This is a genomic window from Streptomyces sp. NPDC047869, from assembly GCF_040704065.1.
Lineage (GTDB): Bacteria > Actinomycetota > Actinomycetes > Streptomycetales > Streptomycetaceae > Streptomyces.
The window spans coordinates 31,262-48,091 of the sequence record NZ_JBEYRK010000035.1 but is presented as its reverse complement, the minus strand read 5'-3'; the positions used below and the strand labels follow the sequence as shown (position 1 = coordinate 48,091).

Annotated in this window: 11 protein-coding genes and 3 pseudogenes; 5 read left to right on the top strand and 9 right to left on the bottom strand. The window is 68.8% G+C overall.

Annotation, left to right across the window (positions count from 1 at the left end; genetic code table 11):
* Positions 1 to 454: 454 nt before the first annotated feature.
* On the top strand, positions 455 to 1,168 hold the full coding sequence (locus AB0924_RS32405) for a zinc ribbon domain-containing protein (RefSeq protein WP_366913359.1): 714 nt from the start codon (positions 455 to 457) through the stop codon (positions 1,166 to 1,168).
* 47 nt (positions 1,169 to 1,215) lie between these two features.
* Positions 1,216 to 1,527, top strand: a pseudogene (locus tag AB0924_RS32400) (zinc ribbon domain-containing protein); the annotation flags it as partial.
* Positions 1,528 to 1,646: 119 nt separating this feature from the next.
* Here AB0924_RS32400 and AB0924_RS32395 read toward each other — a convergent pair.
* Positions 1,647 to 4,265, bottom strand: a complete 2,619-nt coding sequence (locus AB0924_RS32395) for a DEAD/DEAH box helicase (RefSeq protein ID WP_366913358.1) — start codon at positions 4,263 to 4,265, stop codon at positions 1,647 to 1,649.
* Positions 4,266 to 4,365: 100 nt separating this feature from the next.
* Here AB0924_RS32395 and AB0924_RS32390 point away from each other — a divergent pair, with 100 nt between their 5' ends.
* The gene (locus AB0924_RS32390; RefSeq protein WP_366913357.1) at positions 4,366 to 7,386 is read left to right on the top strand and encodes a helicase-related protein; all 3,021 of its coding nucleotides are present in this window, start codon (positions 4,366 to 4,368) and stop codon (positions 7,384 to 7,386) included.
* A 725-nt stretch (positions 7,387 to 8,111) separates the two neighbouring features.
* Here the strand turns inward: AB0924_RS32390 and AB0924_RS32385 are convergent.
* From AB0924_RS32385 to AB0924_RS32375, 3 genes are all read right to left on the bottom strand, one after another.
* On the bottom strand, positions 8,112 to 8,564 hold the full coding sequence (locus tag AB0924_RS32385; RefSeq protein WP_366913356.1) for a hypothetical protein: 453 nt from the start codon (positions 8,562 to 8,564) through the stop codon (positions 8,112 to 8,114).
* A 364-nt stretch (positions 8,565 to 8,928) separates the two neighbouring features.
* Positions 8,929 to 10,128, bottom strand: coding sequence for a hypothetical protein (locus AB0924_RS32380; protein ID WP_366913355.1), 1,200 nt, complete (start codon positions 10,126 to 10,128; stop codon positions 8,929 to 8,931).
* Between the two features lie 42 nt (positions 10,129 to 10,170).
* Positions 10,171 to 10,560: a hypothetical protein gene (locus AB0924_RS32375; protein ID WP_366913353.1), complete on the bottom strand. Its 390-nt coding sequence runs from the start codon at positions 10,558 to 10,560 to the stop codon at positions 10,171 to 10,173.
* A 430-nt stretch (positions 10,561 to 10,990) separates the two neighbouring features.
* Here AB0924_RS32375 and AB0924_RS32370 point away from each other — a divergent pair.
* A pseudogene (locus AB0924_RS32370) lies at positions 10,991 to 11,119 on the top strand (DNA-binding protein); the annotation flags it as partial.
* A gap of 127 nt (positions 11,120 to 11,246) precedes the next feature.
* Here AB0924_RS32370 and AB0924_RS32365 read toward each other — a convergent pair.
* From AB0924_RS32365 to AB0924_RS32355, 3 genes are read right to left on the bottom strand one after another with little or no spacing between them, the layout of a single operon-like run.
* Positions 11,247 to 11,960: a WbqC family protein gene (locus AB0924_RS32365; RefSeq protein WP_366913352.1), complete on the bottom strand. Its 714-nt coding sequence runs from the start codon at positions 11,958 to 11,960 to the stop codon at positions 11,247 to 11,249.
* A gap of 28 nt (positions 11,961 to 11,988) precedes the next feature.
* The gene (locus AB0924_RS32360) at positions 11,989 to 12,678 is read right to left on the bottom strand and encodes a YdcF family protein (protein WP_366913351.1); all 690 of its coding nucleotides are present in this window, start codon (positions 12,676 to 12,678) and stop codon (positions 11,989 to 11,991) included.
* Entirely contained in the window at positions 12,675 to 13,715 is a 1,041-nt protein-coding gene (locus AB0924_RS32355) for a helix-turn-helix transcriptional regulator (protein ID WP_366913350.1), read from the bottom strand. Before AB0924_RS32355 ends, AB0924_RS32360 begins: the two co-directional genes overlap by 4 nt.
* A 119-nt stretch (positions 13,716 to 13,834) precedes the next feature.
* Here AB0924_RS32355 and AB0924_RS32350 point away from each other — a divergent pair, with 119 nt between their 5' ends.
* Positions 13,835 to 14,095, top strand: coding sequence for a hypothetical protein (locus AB0924_RS32350; RefSeq protein WP_366913349.1), 261 nt, complete (start codon positions 13,835 to 13,837; stop codon positions 14,093 to 14,095).
* A 427-nt stretch (positions 14,096 to 14,522) separates the two neighbouring features.
* Here the strand turns inward: AB0924_RS32350 and AB0924_RS32345 are convergent, their stop codons facing one another.
* Both AB0924_RS32345 and AB0924_RS32340 read right to left on the bottom strand, forming a co-directional pair.
* Positions 14,523 to 16,388 carry an FUSC family protein gene (locus AB0924_RS32345; RefSeq protein ID WP_366913348.1) on the bottom strand — a complete coding sequence of 622 codons (1,866 nt, stop codon included), beginning with the start codon at positions 16,386 to 16,388 and terminating at the stop codon, positions 14,523 to 14,525.
* 194 nt (positions 16,389 to 16,582) lie between these two features.
* Positions 16,583 to 16,801: pseudogene (locus AB0924_RS32340) on the bottom strand (glycoside hydrolase domain-containing protein); the annotation flags it as partial.
* Between the last annotated feature and the right edge of the window lie 29 nt (positions 16,802 to 16,830).

Here is a 16,830-nt window from a genome sequence, read left to right as displayed (position 1 = left end):
GAGCCCTCCGCCCCAGGCCGGACCCGCCGACGCCCGCACCGAGCCCTCCATCCCCGAACACCGCCCGGCGAGCGGCGACGAGGAGACCCCCGGGACCGCCGAGACCCCCCGCACCGACGAAGCCCGAGAAGCTCCCCCCACCACGCCAACCGTGCCGTCGACACCCGCGCCCACGGCGGCACCCGTGTCCGCCCGCTCAGGAACGGCCGAGGGGTCCGCAACCGCCGTACCCGATACGGGAGATGAGCCCGCTCCCGACGTATCCGTTGCACCACCACGACCCCTGCAGGCCTGGGTCACGCCCCCGCACCGCCCCACCGCACCCCCTCCGAGCACCCGGGAAGCGACAGGCCCCCGGTCCCCGGCCGCCCCCGAGGCACCGGCGCCGGAGCCCATCGTGGCGGTACAGCCCGCGAAGCCGCAGGCTCCACGCCCCGTAGTACGCCCCGCAGCGGTGACGGAGGAAGTGGAGGGGAGGCCCTGTCCCTCCTGCGGCACGCCCAACCAGCCGGACCGCCGGTTCTGCCGGCGCTGTGCGGCCCCGCTGAAGCCCACCGCGAAGGCCGACCCGCTGCCGTGGTGGCGGACCGTGTGGCCGTTCCGCCGCCGGGTGCGGGCGAGTTCGGGCCGGGGGGTGCGGCTCCTGGTGATCCTCGCCGTGGTGCTGGCTCTGTGCGCGGGCGCCGTCCTGCTGCTGCCGGCCGGACGCGCCCTGTTCGAGGACACCCGGGACAAGCTGTCCGACCCCAAGCCCGTGACCCCGGCACGCACCAGGGCGAGCGCCGAGGTCCCCGGGCACCCGGCGAAGAACACCACGGACGGGCTGGCCAACCGCTACTGGGGCGCGCCCGCGCCGGGCGCCTCGGTGACGTACACCTTCGACAAGCCGTTCCGGATGGTCGACCTGCTCATCACAAACGGCGCATCCAAGGCACCGGAGGAGTACGCCCGCGAGGGACGCGCACTGCAGATCGACCTTGAGGTGACGACGCAGGACGGCGAGCGGTACGACAAGCAGCTGACCCTCAGCGACAAGCCGGGCTCGCAGCCGTTCCCCACCGGAATCAGCGACGTGAAGACGGTACGCCTGGTCCTGCGCTCGTCCACCGGCCTGGCACCGGGCCGCCATCTGGCTCTGGCGGAGGTGGAGTTCTTCCAGCGGTCCTGATCGAGGTTCTTCTGGGTGAGGCCGACGGCGGCCATGCGGTCGTAGGCATGCTGGAGTACAAGTGCGCCTGGTACGGGCGCGAACTCGTCGTGATCGACCGCTTCTACCCCAGCTCGAAGCTGTGCGGGGTCTGCGGCACGGTCCGCGGGAAGCTGCCGCTGAACGTCCGCGAGTGGACGTGCGCCTGTGGCGCCGTGCATGACCGCGACGTGAACGCGGCACGCAACATCCTGGCCGCCGGGCTGGCGGCGTCTGCCTGTGGAGACGGTGTAAGACCTCAACGGGAGTCCTCCCGGACGGGGCGGTCGTCGGTGAAGCAGGAACCCCAGCGGGCGACCGCTGGAATCCCCCGCCTTTAGGCGGGGGAGGACGTCAAAGCGGCCTTCCGAGGAGGACTTGAGGAGTATGGCGCTGGCGGCGACAGAGAGATGAGGGCGCCTGGGTACGCCGACTGCAGTCGCTCCGTGTCTCGTGACCGTCAGCCGCCCGTGAGTAGACGCTCGCGCTCGGCTGCCACGATCTCCCGTGCCAGCTCAGCGTCCGTGATATCGAACGCTTCTGGGGCGCTGTCGGCGGTTTCGGAGACGCGGGCGAACTCCGCGAAGAGTTGGTTTTTGCGTGCCAGGATCTCGATGATGCGTTGGTCGACGCCTTCCTCGGAGAGCAGGCGGTGTACTTGTACCGACTCCAGTTGCCCCATCCTGTGGGCCCGGCCGATGGCTTGCCATTCGGTCGTCGGCTTGAGCTGGGGTTCGCAGATCACGACGACGGATGCCGACTGAATATTCAGGCCGACGCCCCCTGCCACGATCTGTGCGATGAGGACTGCACCGTGGCGGGCTTGGGAGAACTCGTCGACCATGCTCTGTCGCTTCGCGGCGGGAACGGCGCCGGTAAGGGGCCCGAACACCTTCCCGGGAAGGACTGACGCCACGTCATCGAGGACGTCACGGAAGTACGAGAAGACCAGGACCTTGCGCTCGTTGTCCTCTGCCTCCTGGACGATGTCGATGAGGCGCTGCATCTTCTCGGACTTGGTACCGGCGCGTAGCGCGGCCTGGCGCATGGCCATGAAGTTGCCCTCGACGACAGCCGCTCGGTAGTGCTGCTCGTCGGCGCTGGACATCGGCATCCACTCGTCGATGTCGAACCGCTCCGGGAGCTCGGTGAGGACGTCTTCCTGATTGCGCCGCAGGTAGGCCGGTGCCACCTGCTTGCGGAACTGGCGCGGAGCGATCTCCGAGGCACTGATCGACAGGTCTGGCCGGAGGTAGCCGACGAGATTGTGGAACTCCTCGATCCGATTCTCCAGCGGTGTGCCGGTGAGGAGGACCGCTCGATCCGAACGTTGGATCAGGGCCGTGGAGCGGCGGGTTCGCTGAGCGTGCGGATTCTTGATGTAGTGCGCTTCGTCGAACACCAGGCATGCAGGTTCGGCGCGTTCGGGAAGCCGCCCTTCCAGCCAGCCGAGGATGTCGTAGGTGGTGACTGCGACTCCACCGTTGCGGATCCAGGACTTCAGCCCGTCATCGCGACTGGGCCCGTGCAGGCGGTACGCGCGCAGATCGGACTTGGCCTGGATTTCGCGCACCCAGTTGGTCACGACGGCGGCTGGGCATACGACCAGGAAGTGGGAGGAGCCCTTGGCGCGCAAGTGGGCGAGCACGGCGAGTGATTCCACCGTCTTTCCCAGGCCCATCTCGTCGCCGATGATGACCTTCCGTTGCACGATCGCGAAGCGGGCACCGAATGATTGGTACCCGCGCAGGGACGCCTTCAGATGGCTGGTGTCGAGCTTGAGTTCCCTGACCGCCTTGACGATCTCGGCCGGCAGGTCGCCTTGGCTCTTCTCGGCGTCGTCGGCCAGGAATCCGAGTTCCGCGAGCATCGCGTAGTAGTCGGCCGGTCGGGAGCTGAAATCCTCCCAAGGGTCACCGCCAGCGACGTCGTCTCCACCGTTGAGCACCGCTCCGCGGCGCTCGACGGCCGCCAGCGCGTTTCGCAAGTCGGCGACGGTCCGGACCTGGGGGACGAGAGCTACATGGGAGGTCTTGGGATCAAGACTCTGGAGGAGTGGTCGTACCGCGTCGGCGGCGGCGAGGTCCGCCGTCGCGCTGCGGATCGAGCGTGCCGCGTCCCAGGCCCGCATTGTGGTGAGGAGCTTCGTGGTGGCGTGAGATCGGTTCTTGATGTCGATTCGAACTGGCATCTCGTCCAGCGTGGTCTTCCAGATGGTCTGCGCGGCGCCGACCATCCGGTTGCCCGTCGTCTGACCGACTCCGGGGAGCGATCGGATCCGTGACTTCTGGTCGAGGACCTGTTGCACGTTCCTGATTCCAGCAGCGGTCAGTGCCGTGATGCGCAGTTGGCCGCTGGTTGCTTCCTTCAGCCGCTCGACGGGCATTTCGGCGACCAGCTTGCGTACCTCGGCCTGTCGGACGTCGTTGCCGGCGGCATGGACTGCTGTTCTGAATTCGTTCTCGCGCTGCAGGGCCCGATCGATCGCGCTGATCGAGGTCTTGGCGGCGTTCAGCTCCTGCCGCGCGACGAGCTCGGCTCGGGCGCCGAGGCGGTGGGCGAAGCCGACCGTGTCATCGAGGATGGCCGGGAGCCCGATTGCGGGGACGCTCTTTCTGTCCCAGGCTGCCAGGCTTTCCAGCTCGGTGACGAGCCGGGTGCTCGCAGCCCGCTGGTGTAGGGATAGGAGGTAGGCCGCAGCCTGCCCTGCTTCGTCCTTGCGGCTCTTGCCCGAGAAGATCCGGCGGGCACCGAACAGCGTCCGGACGGTCGTCAGCGCCGGACCGACGTCGTTGGTCAACTGGTGGAGGCCCTGCTGGGCATTCGCCGTCAGCGCCGGAAGAGCCTGACGGGCGGCCAGGGCGGTCACCAGGCCGGCATCGGAGGGCGAGAGCTGAAGCACGCGCCATGCGGTGGTCCCGGCCCCGAGAGAATGCACTCGGTCGAGGAACTGCCTGGTGGCGTCCTCCGCCGCCGCCTCTATGAGCTCACGTTTCTCGACGATCCCCGCCGCGAGCCTGTGCCATCCGCTGACTTCCTCCACCACACCACGCAGGTGCTGACGTTCTTCTCGCTCCATTGCCCCCGCCGACTTGTGTGACTTCTGCGAAGATTAGCGATCCCGGTTGACAAAGTCGACGGGGCCGGAAGCCGCCGGAACGTCTGAGTGGCGTTCGCGGGTGGCCGACCAGGAGGTTCTGTACGTGTTGCTCGAGGAGCTCAAGCCGGGTCTGCGGATCGCCGGACTCATGCCGGCGGAGGTCGTCACTCTCGTCGCCGCGCAGTGGCACGGTGCGAACGCGGTCGAGTTGACCTACAAGACCGCCGCGGGCGGCCTCGACCAGCGGGTCGTCTTCCGAAAGGACGAGGACAAGCTGAGCGTCGCCCACAGCGGTAGCCGTGCCTTCGATGCGAACGCGGATGACTTCAAGCTGGTCGCCGAGGCTCAGCGGCTCTCACTAGCCGGTCTGTTCGACCCGATGCTCGCCGTGGCGACCAGTGACGTTCAGCCGCTCCCGCACCAGATCCGTGCCGTGTACGGCGAGCTCATCCCCCGTACACCGCTGCGCTTCCTGCTCGCCGACGATCCGGGCGCAGGAAAGACAATCATGGCTGGGCTCTACATCAAGGAGCTCCTGCTGCGCGATGACGTCAAGCGGTGCCTCATCGTGGCTCCGGGAGGCCTGGTCGATCAGTGGCAGGACGAGCTCTTCTTCAAGTTCGGTCTCCGCTTCGATCTGCTCACGAACCAGCTCGTCGACTCCCAGCTCAATCTCAACGTCTTCGAGACGAACCCGCTTCTGATCGCCCGCATGGACCAGCTCTCTCGTAACGAGCACCTGAAGGCGCAGCTCCAGGAGACGGAGTGGGACCTGATCGTCGTCGACGAGGCGCACCGGATGGGTGCCCACTATTTCGGTGGCAAGGTGGAGAAGACCAAACGGTTCCAGCTCGGCGAGATGCTCGGCGAGCTCACTCGCCACCTGCTCCTGATGACAGCGACCCCGCACTCGGGAAAGGAGGAGGACTTCCAGCTCTTCCTCACCCTGCTGGACCGTGACCGGTTCGAGGGCAGGCAGAAGAGAAGCGTCGACGTCAGCGGTGTCATGCGGCGCATGATCAAGGAAGACCTGCTCACCTTCGAGGGCAGGAAGCTCTTCCCCGAGCGCATCGCGGAGACCGTTCCCTACACACTCACGGCACTTGAGTACGACCTTTACGAGGACGTCACCCACTATGTCCGCGAGGGGATGAACCGTGCCGACCGCATCGGTGGCAAACGCAAGAACACGGTCGGCTTCGCGCTCACCGTTCTGCAGCGCCGCCTGGCCTCCAGCCCTGAGGCGATCTACAAGAGCCTCGTGCGGCGTACCGAGCGCCTGGAGCGCAAGAAGCAGGAGATCCTCAACGGCTCCTGGCGCGAGAGCATGCCCACCATCGACCTCGCCGACTTCGACAATGACGACTTCAATGCCGAAGAGATCGAGGAGGCCGAGGAGGAACTGCTCGATGCTGCGACGGCGGCGCAGACGGTCGAGGAGCTCAACGCCGAACTCACCGAGCTGAGGACGTTGGTGAAGACGGCGCAGCGGGTCCGAGAGGCAGGTACGGACCGCAAGTGGACCGAGCTGTCCGCCCTCCTCGGGGATCACGCACTGGTGACAGACGCCGATGGCCGGCCTCGAAAATTGATCATTTTCACCGAGCATCGCGACACCCTCCACTATCTGCAGGGCAAGATCGGGTCGCTCCTGGGCAACCCTCATGCTGTCAAGGCCATTCACGGCGGCGTCCGCCGGGCCGAACGGCGCCAGATCACCGAGGAGTTCACCAAGAACCGCGATGTTCAGATCCTGCTGGCCACCGACGCCGCCGGCGAAGGACTCAACCTGCAGGCCGCACACCTGATGGTCAACTACGACCTGCCCTGGAATCCCAACCGCATCGAGCAGCGCTTCGGCCGCATCCACCGCATCGGCCAGGAGGAGGTCTGCCGGCTCTGGAACCTCGTCGCCTCCAACACCCGCGAGGGCGAGGTCTTCACGCGTCTGCTGGAGAAGCTTGACCAGATGCGCGAGACGTACGGCGGGAAGGTCTTCGACGTTCTGGGGGAGGCGTTCGCCGAGACCCCGCTGCGAGATCTGCTGCTCGATGCCATCCAGTACGGAGAGCAGCCAGATGTCAGGGACAGGATGTACGACGTCATCGACAGCACCGTCGGAGACGGCCTCAAAGGCCTCCTGAATGAGCGTGCGCTCGCTTCGGAGCACCTCTCGGATGCCGATCTTCGCGCCCTGCGCGCGGCGATGGACGAAGCCCGCGCCCGACGTCTTCAGCCGCACTACATCGAATCGACCTTCAAGGACGCCTTCACCCGGCTCGGTGGCCGGATCGTCAAGCGCGAACAGGGGCGATACGAGATAGCCAGCGTGCCCCAGCACGTCCGCTCCGCAGGCAACGGACCGATTGCCACCAAGTACGACCGCGTCACCTTCGACCTCAGCCACGTCCAGCCTGACGACCGCGCCCGCGCCGACCTGCTCGCCCCCGGCCACCCACTGCACGACGCCGTCATGGAGGAAACCATCCGGAACTTCGGGGGCGCCCTCAACCAGGGCACCGTCCTCGTCTCGCCCACCGTCGAAGAACCACACCTCCTCGTCGGAGTTGTCGAAGAGGTCGCGGACGCCTCCGGCGAGTCGGTGGCCCGACGATTCGCCTACGCCTACGTCGACCGCCACGGTACCGTGCACCCGGCGGGCCCCGCGCCCTATCTCGACTGCGCCGCGGCGACTGAGGGCGCGGAGACCGACGTCGCATGCGGACTTTCCTGGCTCGCAGACGCCGAAGACAAGGCAACCAGCTGGATCATCGCCAACCGGCTTCCCGAGTATCTGGCCGAGGTCCAGCCGCGTCGCCTGGCAGAGTTGATCAAGACCCGGGAACTGGTGACCAAGCGCCTGACCTCCGAGCGTGAGCGGCTGCTCCTCGACGCTGCGGTGGCCTCGGAGAAGGAACGGAGGGGCGAGAAGCCCAAGGAGTCCTCCGAGAGCCTCCACCGCAAGGCTGTCGAGCTCGATGTACGGCTTCGAAAGCGTCTCGCGCTGCTCGACCAGCAGCAGCTGATGTCGACGAAGCCGCCGCAGATTCTCACCGCGGCGCTTGTACTGAGCGCTTCCGATCTGCCCTCCTGCGGGTGAGGTCGCTCTCGCGTGATCACGAGGAGGGCGTGAAGCGCGGCGGTAATGCAGTTGGCGCCATGTCGCGGGCTGCCCCAGGCGCGCGGCGCTGAGCAAGAGCAGTTCGCCGCTGGCGGTGGTCAGCGCGTGGACAGGCCGGCGCAGCGCCAGGTCAAGATGAGGGTGCCATCCAGCAGCAGGCGGCGCTCCGCGTCCGCGGCCGCGCTTGGCTCGGGCAGGGTGGGCGCGAGCAGAGCGGGCGGCCCCCAGCGTTAGTCAACCCGCTGCCTGCGCGTATCTCGCGCTGATGGTGCTTACCGGAACCGACCAGCCGCCCTTCAGGCAAACGACCCCCAATTCAAGTCGAAGTCGCACAAGACCCTGGTACCGAAGGCGTTCGAGAGGAAGGTAAAGGCAGCTCGTTCAGGGCAGCGAAGCAGCGGCGACTGGCGTGGCGTGCACGCCATCATCGAAGATATCGTCCACGCCTTCGACTGAAGATCGCCGCGCCCGCATGGCAGCGCAGGTGACATCGCTCCATGGTCTTCGCCGCCCTAGGTAGCCAACCCGGTCGAGCCCATCACCACGCCGCTCTGACTCCCGCCAGGGGCTCAAGGGACCGAAAGTCGAGGAAACTGTGTGGTGACACGTCGCGGACACCTACGCGACGCGTCACCGATCGGGAACGAGAACCCACACCCGCCTCCCGGCTCACCACAGGGGTAGGGGAGAGCCCAGGTACGTGATCAGTCGAACCACACCACGAGTCGCACGTGCTCAGGACCATGCAACTCGGCAAGGGTCCTCATCACCGTCCAGACCGGCGCCCAGTGGGTCTGCGGCCCCGCGACCATGCTCCGGCTGAGCCTGCCGGACCGATCCGTCTCGTCCCAGTCGACTGCCGCCAACTCGGCCCAGCTGATCCACGTCGTCCCGTAAGGGCCCTGAGCTTCGACCCTTGAACTGAAGACGCCCCGTACGCTGTCCGAGGCGTCATCCGGCAGGCCACGGCCCTCGGACAGAGGCCTGAACCCGAAGGAGTTGCGGACGCCAAAGAGACAGGCAAGGGCGTCATAGGCATTGCCAGTGTTAAGCAGGAAGAGGTCAACGGCGGCATGCCAAATTGCGTCCTCGTCATCCTCTCCGAAGATCCGAGCCAAGGGTCTGCACTCGATCATTCCGCTGATCTCGGTGGACATGCCCGCAGTCTGCCGAGCACGGCCTGCGCCCGTCACCCGAATTTTGACGCTGCCTTGCACGTCGGCGAGCGCCACGCACCCGGGCGACGCCGCCCTGCAGGCCTTGCACCGTCCGGCATGCGGCACCTGAGGCGGGCACCGGTGATCCCCGACAGCTCTGACCGCACGGCCGCGCACAGCAACGCCCCGTGCCCTGCACGGGGTGCTGGGGCGTTGCCACCGCGGGGCGGCCTGGCGGCGGTGACTGTCGCTCCAGCGCCAGAACAGAACAGCGGCGTCGACCGCCCGCGGGGTAAGGGCCTTGAGTACGCCCCCCTCGCCGGTCAAGGTGACGCACGGAACAGTGTTCCTGAGCCCGTTGCGGCTACGGCAAGCGTGGCGGGTGCCGCTGTGAAGGCTGCTGGTGAGCCGACTGCTCCGCGTGCTGCGGCTGCCTCGATGGGATATCTGGACGGGCGGCCGCCCGCCGTGCGACGCCCTCCAGGAGCCGGTTCGCCATGGCGGTGATCTCCGCCCCGCGCCCCACATACGGGGACGGTGCCTCGCTGCGGTGGGCCCGCTGCCCGGGCAGCAGATCGCCCAGTTTGCTGTAGCGGGACAGGTAGGCGGGACTGGCGTCCTGTCTGAACTGGGGCGCTATGGCTGCGGCCACCGGCGGGTCGAAGGCGGCGTGGTGGGTGACCCACGGCCGGTCCGGCAACCTCCAGGACATGCCTGCCAGCTGTACGTCGATCCCCGGCGAGTTCATGAACCGTAGCCACGAGGCTTTGGGGTCGTGTTCGGGCAGCTTCTCGTTCGCCAGGGGCAGGATGCGGAAGGTCACGTGCGTCGCTGGCGCGTGTTGTCTGGTGTCGAAGACCTCTTCCTGTGCGAGGTCCTCGAGTGCCTCAAGTCTGGTGGTGTTCCACGCCGCGGCGGCCGGCAGGTTGCCGTAGCCGATGTGGTCGAGCAGCATGCCGGCCCGCACGACAGTGTCCGCTGCGGTGTCATGGGCGAGGCGGTGTAGACCGGGAGGCAGGAACAGTCGCATCCCGCCGTGCAGTTCGTGAAGGGCTGGGTCCAACGATTGCACGTCGGGCTCACGGAACTGGGGGGCGTAGTGCCGGGCCTCAGCCTCCATCGGCTCGCCGTACCGGTACACCACCGAACGGTGGCCGTCCACGCCGTGATACCGGTTCTGGTAGGCGTTGCGGGTCTTCTGGCCGGCCACGCCGACCGGGTCGAAGTAGTGGGCCCACTCGACCGGCGGCCGGTTGTGGATGTTGCGTTCCGGCGCGGGCTCGCGGTAGCGGTCCCACCACCGTGTCCCTTCCGGGCTTCGCCCACCGTGGTCGATCCACGCCGTCGGGTAGGCCGCGTACAGCGCGTCCATGAGCACCGAGGCCAGACCCCGCTTCTGAAAGCGGGACTCCACCTCCAGCACGTCGACCTGGACGGCCTGCCCGTCGGGGTGAACAAAAAAGTCCAGACGGCCTGCGTAGGCGTGACCGACCAGGGCCAGGACCCGGCGCCCGGACCACGCCCCGCCCCCGTCGGTCTTCCAGTTGGTCAGCCACAGCGACACCCCCGCAGCGTCCAACCACGCTTCGGCGCCTGCCACCGCCGATTACCGCCCCGGGGAGGGCAGACCCCACGCGGAGATCACCCGGCTGCTGACCTGGCGAACCTGCGGCAGCTCCTGCAGTACCCCCTTCACCGCCTGTTCCACGTCCTGAACGGCTGCCGGGCCGGGCAGCTCGGAGAAGGCACCTCCCTCGGCCTCGAGCACGCTCTGCACGGTGACCGACACCCCCTCGCCCGTGACAGGCCGCGGCTCGGCATGGGTGACCAGGTGCAGTACGCGCTCGACATCACCGCTCGCACCGGTCTTGGAGGGAGAGTCGAAGATGACCTCGGCGCTCCCGCTGAGCTTCTCCACCAGCCGGGCGACTTCCGCGGCCGGCCCGGCCAGCCGCACCTCGGTGAAGGCCGGACCCGACGAAAACTCTGCGCTCACCACTGCTCCTTACAAGGTCGGGCGGTCGCACCAATCTGCCGTTGGCCTCAGCGAGCCACCCTGGAGGAAGACGCCATTTCTCGGCGCTGCAGCCAGTGTTGCAGGCGTCACCTAGGTCAGATCACCACGATGCCCGCACCGACTCGCCGTGAGCCTCGGCGGGGCGCTGGCGACCAGCGGGCGGGAGGCGACTTCGTCCCCCGTTCCGGGCGATGGGACAGATGACAACTACAGCGCTGCCGTGCCTCGTCCACGGCCGCCTGCTATGAGCAACCCGCCGGCGTGAGGGGCGCGAGGGCGTTCTCGATCTGCTGCGGGCTTTGACCGGTGCCGACGCGGATGCGGCCTTGTCCCGAGCTGTAGGAGCGTCGGGGACGCCACCGGTGACAGACTTCAAGCGAAGGAGGCCGACGCCTTCGGCGCCGAGTTCCTCACTCCGCGGGAGAGTATCCTGCCCCTCCTGCCCAAGCGAAGGAACCTCGCCCGCCTTGCCGAACTTAGGCACGTTTGGGGTGTCTCCATCCACTCGCTCGTCTACCGGTGTCTGCAAGGAAGCTGATCTGTCAGTGGCTGCGTTCGCGCACGAGTTGGCCTGGACGCCCAAGCCCGTCCGAGAACTGCTCGACGTCCAGGAACAGCGCCCCGTTCTACGCCTCGTGCAGTCGCGGCTCAGTCACGCCCAGGCCTCAAGGAAACGCGGCTCCTGGTCGGGCAGCCAGTCGGTTTGCCAGCGCCCCGGGCCCGATCTTGCTCAGGACCCAGAGGCTGCTGGTCCATCGGCTCCGCTGCCAGAGCGGGTCATCCGCATCCGCAGGGGTGTGGAAAGGCAGCACGGGGATGTCGTTGGCATCGAAGGGACCCGCATCGAGGTAACGCAAGCCACCGGAGCCGCACAGATAGTGGGTGCTGCCGGTGGCGGCGGCGAGGTCGGCAAGGCGCTCGGACCGGTTTTGGCGGCTCGGGATCTCGCTACTGTCCAGCACTTCCCCTGACCAGCCAAGAGCCGTGAGCAGGGCAATCGTCGATGTTTTCGCGACGCCTGCCAGGCGTTCTGAGGTGCCGAGTGTGTCCAGGACCGCCTCCAGGACTTCACGCACGGCACCCCAGTGGCGGCTACGGCCGTAATACTGGCGCACGAGCAGTTCGAGCGTCCGGCGCGAACGGCAGGGATCAACAAGCCGCGCCTGGCTGATCAGCGTCGGGCGTCCATGTGGAAGGTGCGTTGGGAGCGTGAGCCACTGCTGCCGACCAGGATCGTCCAAGGCGGCCAATCGGGCGCGATGCTGGAAATCGCGCCGGGCGAACTGCACGTCGGTCAGGACGATCCACCGGTCGGCGGCGAAGAGCTTCGCCAACGTGGACAGCCGTGGGAACAGGTTCGGCTGGTGGATCGCGCACACCCCGCCCGACGAGCTGACATGGGGTAGCTCAGGTGCTGATGAGGCGGCTGTCGAAGCCGGCGCCCAGGAGGCGCTCGTACGCGTCATATACATCCCCCGGTACGTGCTGCTCGACGGCGAAGCCGAGCTTCGGGTACTCGATCACCCGTTGCAGGTCTCCGACAAGCATGTCGACGACGAGCTTCTCGTCGCCGATGGACTTGATGTAATCGTCCAGTTCCAGCGCCTCTGAGGCACAGACGACCTCTGCCTCGGGCCACAGCTTGCGGCAGGTCGCGTACGAACGGCGCTCCATGTACGGCTTGGAGATCAGCAGCAGCGACTCGACAGCGATGCCGGCCACGGCCAGCAGCTCACGGGAGAAGGTGATGTTCTGGCCGGTGTTGGCCGCCTTCGGCTCGACCAGGATTGCTTCGTCCGGAACGCCCAGGCTCAGGGCATGCTCGCGATAGTGGACGGCCTCGCCGCGCGGGAAGCGGGCGCGGGTGGTGGGGCTGTTGCCGCCGCTGAAGACCACGACCGGGAAGAGACCGGCACTGTAGAGGTCGGCGGCTGTGGTGGCCACGCCCAGGTCGTGGCTGCCGAGGCCGATCGCCGCCGAGCAGGGCTGCTGCTCGTGGCCCATCTGGTGGTAGTTCCAGATCAACGTCGCGTCGTGGAACTGCTCGTCGGTGATCTGGCGCTGCTCGTGCTGCGGCACTGGCCCTCCCTGGCTCATTCCTGCTGGCCTCTTCGGATGCCCTCGATGCTGCGCAGCTGGTGCCTCAGCCCGTACTGCCGAGCCACCTGCGCCGCCTGATCGAGGACGGACAGCCCATCATTCCGGGTCGCCGCGTCTGACAGAAGGATGTGCCCGTAGGCGGTGTCCAGCCGCACCCGCTGCATCGGGGAGTCGACCGTGCCGGTGGTACGCGCGATGTCGATGTAGTGCAGGGCCTGCTTCAGGTCGCCAGCGCCTCGGTGAGCCAGGGCCAGTTTTTGGTGGGCAACCGACCAGTCCTCCGGCTCGCCCAGGTCCTCGAAGGCATGGGTGGCGTCGGCCATGACGCCAGTGACGTACTCGTTGTTGCCCTCCTTGCTCAGCGCCGTACCCACCCAGAGCCGGACCCTGGCACGATCGCGGCAACTCAAGCGCTCATCCCCGGCAAGGCGTTCGTACTGGCGGGCGGAGGCTTCCAACTGGCCGGACATCTCCTGGACGACGGCGAGGGAGAGCTCGATCTGGGCCACCCGGCGAGGAATGTCGAGTTCGGTGAACATGCCGCGGGCGGTCAGGTAGGAGTGCCGGGCGGAGAGGGGACCGAGGATCGCGCCCTGGTCACGTTGGAGATCGCCGAGAAGCATGAGGGAACGGCCGTAGAGGTAAAGGCCCTTGTCATCCAGGTGATGCGGGTCGTGGCGAGTCAGCCAGCGGGTCAACAGTGAGGTGGCAAAGGGGAAGTTCTGGCGGCTGACACAGACCACAGCCCGCTCGATGTCCTCGGTCCAGGTCTCGTAGTCCGCCGGCCGCGCGCTCTTCCTGTCGGGGAAGATCAGCGCCTCGAACCTCGCCTGAGCAGCAGAGTCCGAGCGGGCCAGTGCCGTGTCGAGGATGGCCTGGGTATCCGGGCGGGGGGGTGCGGTACCGAGGCTCTCCCACTTGGCGACCGTGCGCAGTGCGACACCGAGGTGCTCGGCGAAGGCACGCGTGCTCATACGCGGCGCGGCGCGCAGGGCGCTCGCCTCCCGGCCTGTCCATTGCTGCACGCTGACCACGGATGACCTCCCTCCGTCACGTATGGAAGCACTGCCAGTGACGACGTGGGGTGGGAAGTGCAACGGAAGTACAACATGAGGTCATTTCGAGGCCGTTCACGACGGCCGACGCTGTGGGCATGGACGACGACCTCATCACCGAACGCCGCTCCGTCGCCTGCCCCCAGGTCTTCGGCTACCTGCGCCATGTCACCGGCGGCCCGACCCGCCACGCGGCGCTCGTCGGCTGCCTCACCGAGTACTGCCGACAGCACGAGCTGACCCCGTGCGGCGTGTTCACCGATTGCGAGGCCACGGTGGCCGTCCGCTCTCCCGCCTTCGTCGGCCTCCTGGACGCCCTCGACTTGCCCGACACGGACCTCATGCAAGATCGCGGATAATGCCGCTGAGCTTCACGTCGAGGGCTGCCCGAGAGCTATGTCTGGGCCGACCACCAGCTCGACGCCGGACCGACCGAACCACTGAACGTGGGCTGACACCGCCGGCCGGCGACGGGGGCGAGCGCCCGCCCGATCCTGCGCACGCAACCGGCGGGGCGGCGGCGGGAGTGGCGAGCCGGCCCGGCCCGAGGTTCTGAGATGCGGCGCCGCCACCGCCGTGGGCCTGCGGGTCAGTGGGACAAGCTCAGGGCCCGACCGGCGCGTTCGCGGACGGCGCCGATCTCGTCCAGTTCCCGGTCGCGGTGGCCGGGGTCGAAAGCGAGGGCCGTTACGGGTCCTTGCCTCCGGGCGGTGTCGGAGCAAGGATGCGGACCGACGCCGTCGGAGCCGACCGGCGAGGACGACGGGCCGGGGAGCCGGCGCCGTGTCACAGGGGGTGGCGCCGCAGCAGGCGGTGGAGGAGGCTGTAGGCGCGCTGCTCGGCCTCCGCGAGCTCGGCGGGGTCGATCCCCACCGAGCGCAGCTCCCCCGCCGCGGCGTCGTCGGCCGCCCGCAGCTCCACCACCGCGGCGGCCAGCCGCGCCTGTACCTCCGGGTGCGGTTCGGTGGGGCCGGCCAGTGCTCGCTCGGCGTGTTCCGATGCCTGCGCGCACGCCGCCAGGGCGCGGCGGACCCGCTCCGTCGCCCGGCCGTGGACCACCAGCAGTGCGCACGCCAGGGCGATGGCGATGCCCACGGCCCCGCCCAGCATGCGGTCGTAGACGAGCGTTCCGGTGGACGTGGGGGACGTCAGGTTGCTGAGCAGGAGCGCCAGCGGGGTGATGAAGACGACGCCCAGGCCGTAGTTGCGCGCCACGACGTATTCCAGGAGGAACTCGAGGAGCACGATGAGGAACACCGCGGCGGTCGGCACCGGATGCGTGGCCAGGATCGCGGCCGAGACGAGCAGCCCGGTCACGGTGCCCAGCGTGCGCTGGACGGCACGCTGGACGCTGGTGCGGATGTTGACCGAGTGCAGCACGGCGGCCGCGGAGACAGCGGCCCAGTACCCGTGTCCGAAGCTGAGGAAGACGGCCGCCGCGCCGGCCACGCCCGTGCCGAGCGTCATGCGCAGGGCGGGCACGACGTGGACGGCGAGACGGTGCCGGCCGGCCGACGGGGTGCCCACCGCCAGCTCGGCGGCACGGCAGGTGGTGGCGTCGGTTTCCGCCGGTGACCGGCCGCTGTCCGGCGCGGCCACCGCACGCTCGAACGCACGGGGAGCGCCCTGTGCGCCGCCCGGCGGCGCGGCCGTGGCGGCGGCTTCGGGACAAGACGGGACGGCTACGGGCAGCGGCAAGGGAGGACGGCGTCCCCGGGCCGTGAGGGCGCGGGCCAGCCGGCGCAGCTGCCGCGCCGTCGCGGCGTCGGGCGACCGCCGGTGGACGGAGGTGATCAGCAGGGTCCAGGCCCAGTCGGTCAGCCGCACCTCGATCCCCGGCGTCCCGGCGTTGCGCCGCGCCGGCGTCGACGGTGCCAGGCCGAGGGACCGGTAGGCGCGGAGGATGCCGGCGGTCGCCCGGTGCCGCGCCGGACCGGCGCCGTCCGCGCCCCCGCCCGTTTCGAGGAGACCGGCGAGGTCGCGCAGGGCCCCGGCCACCGCCAGGCGCTGCGGACGGTCGGGGTGCACCGCCCAGCCCGCCAGGGCCAGGGCCCAGGCGACGACGGCGCCCGTCGCGGCCAGCGCCGTGTGGGGCAGGACGTCGCCGAGGTCCACGTCCGAACCGTTGGCCGCGACGGCGAAGGACAGGAGCAGCAGCACCGCGCCCAGTCCGCCCAGGCCGGTCGCGTCGCAGGCGAACTTCGCGAGTCCGGCCACCACCGCCATCGCGACGATCACGGTCATGGCACCGGCGGTACTCGTCTGCGCGTCGGTCAGCGCGGCGAGGGCGGAGCCGCCGCCGACGCAGGCCGTCATCGCGAGCGCGACGACGGCGAGCACCCGCGCCCGGCGGGGGTAGGGGAGGTTGCGGCCGAAGGTCGTGGTGAAGGCGCCCAGCATGGGGAAGACGGCCAGGGCGGGACGCCCCGACAGCACCAGCGGCAGGACCGGCAGGGTCATGGCCAACGCCGCGCGCAGGGCGAAGAGGAGGGCTCCGTCCACTCGGCGGAGCGAGAGCGCACCCCGCGGGGACAGCACGTGCGGCAGCCGTTCCACTCGGCCGCGCAGGCGGGCCCGGGCCGGCGACGGACGGGGGAACGTGCGGCGGGACATGACCTTGGGGGTGGGCGGGGCGGTGGGGGTGCCGTCCATGCACGAACGCGTGGTTCGCGGAAGCAACCCCAGCATGGTACTCCGCGTCCGCCGCCGGCCGGGGATCCGCTGAGGCCGGCCCGGACCCCTGCCCCCGGCCCACCACGCCGGCGCCGGGGGCAGGGGCAGGGGCCCGGACCGGCGGAATCCCGCCGCTCGGAAGCGGCCGGACCCGGGTCGCGGCGGGTGCCGGTTCAGTTCAGCGGGGGCAGCCCCGCCTCGGCGGCCGTGCCCCACGAGGAGGGCTCGGCGCCGACGGCGAACGCGAGCGAGCGGGTGTTCCGCAGGTCGTCCGTCGTCAGGTACGTCCGGGTGTAGGCGGAGCCGTCGACGCGGGCGGACTGGATGTAGCGGCGTGCGTCGGAGGTGCCGGGCGCCGTCACCGTCAGCGAGCCGCGCGGGTGGTAGCGGCGGTGACGTGACGCGAAAACGAAAAGCTCTG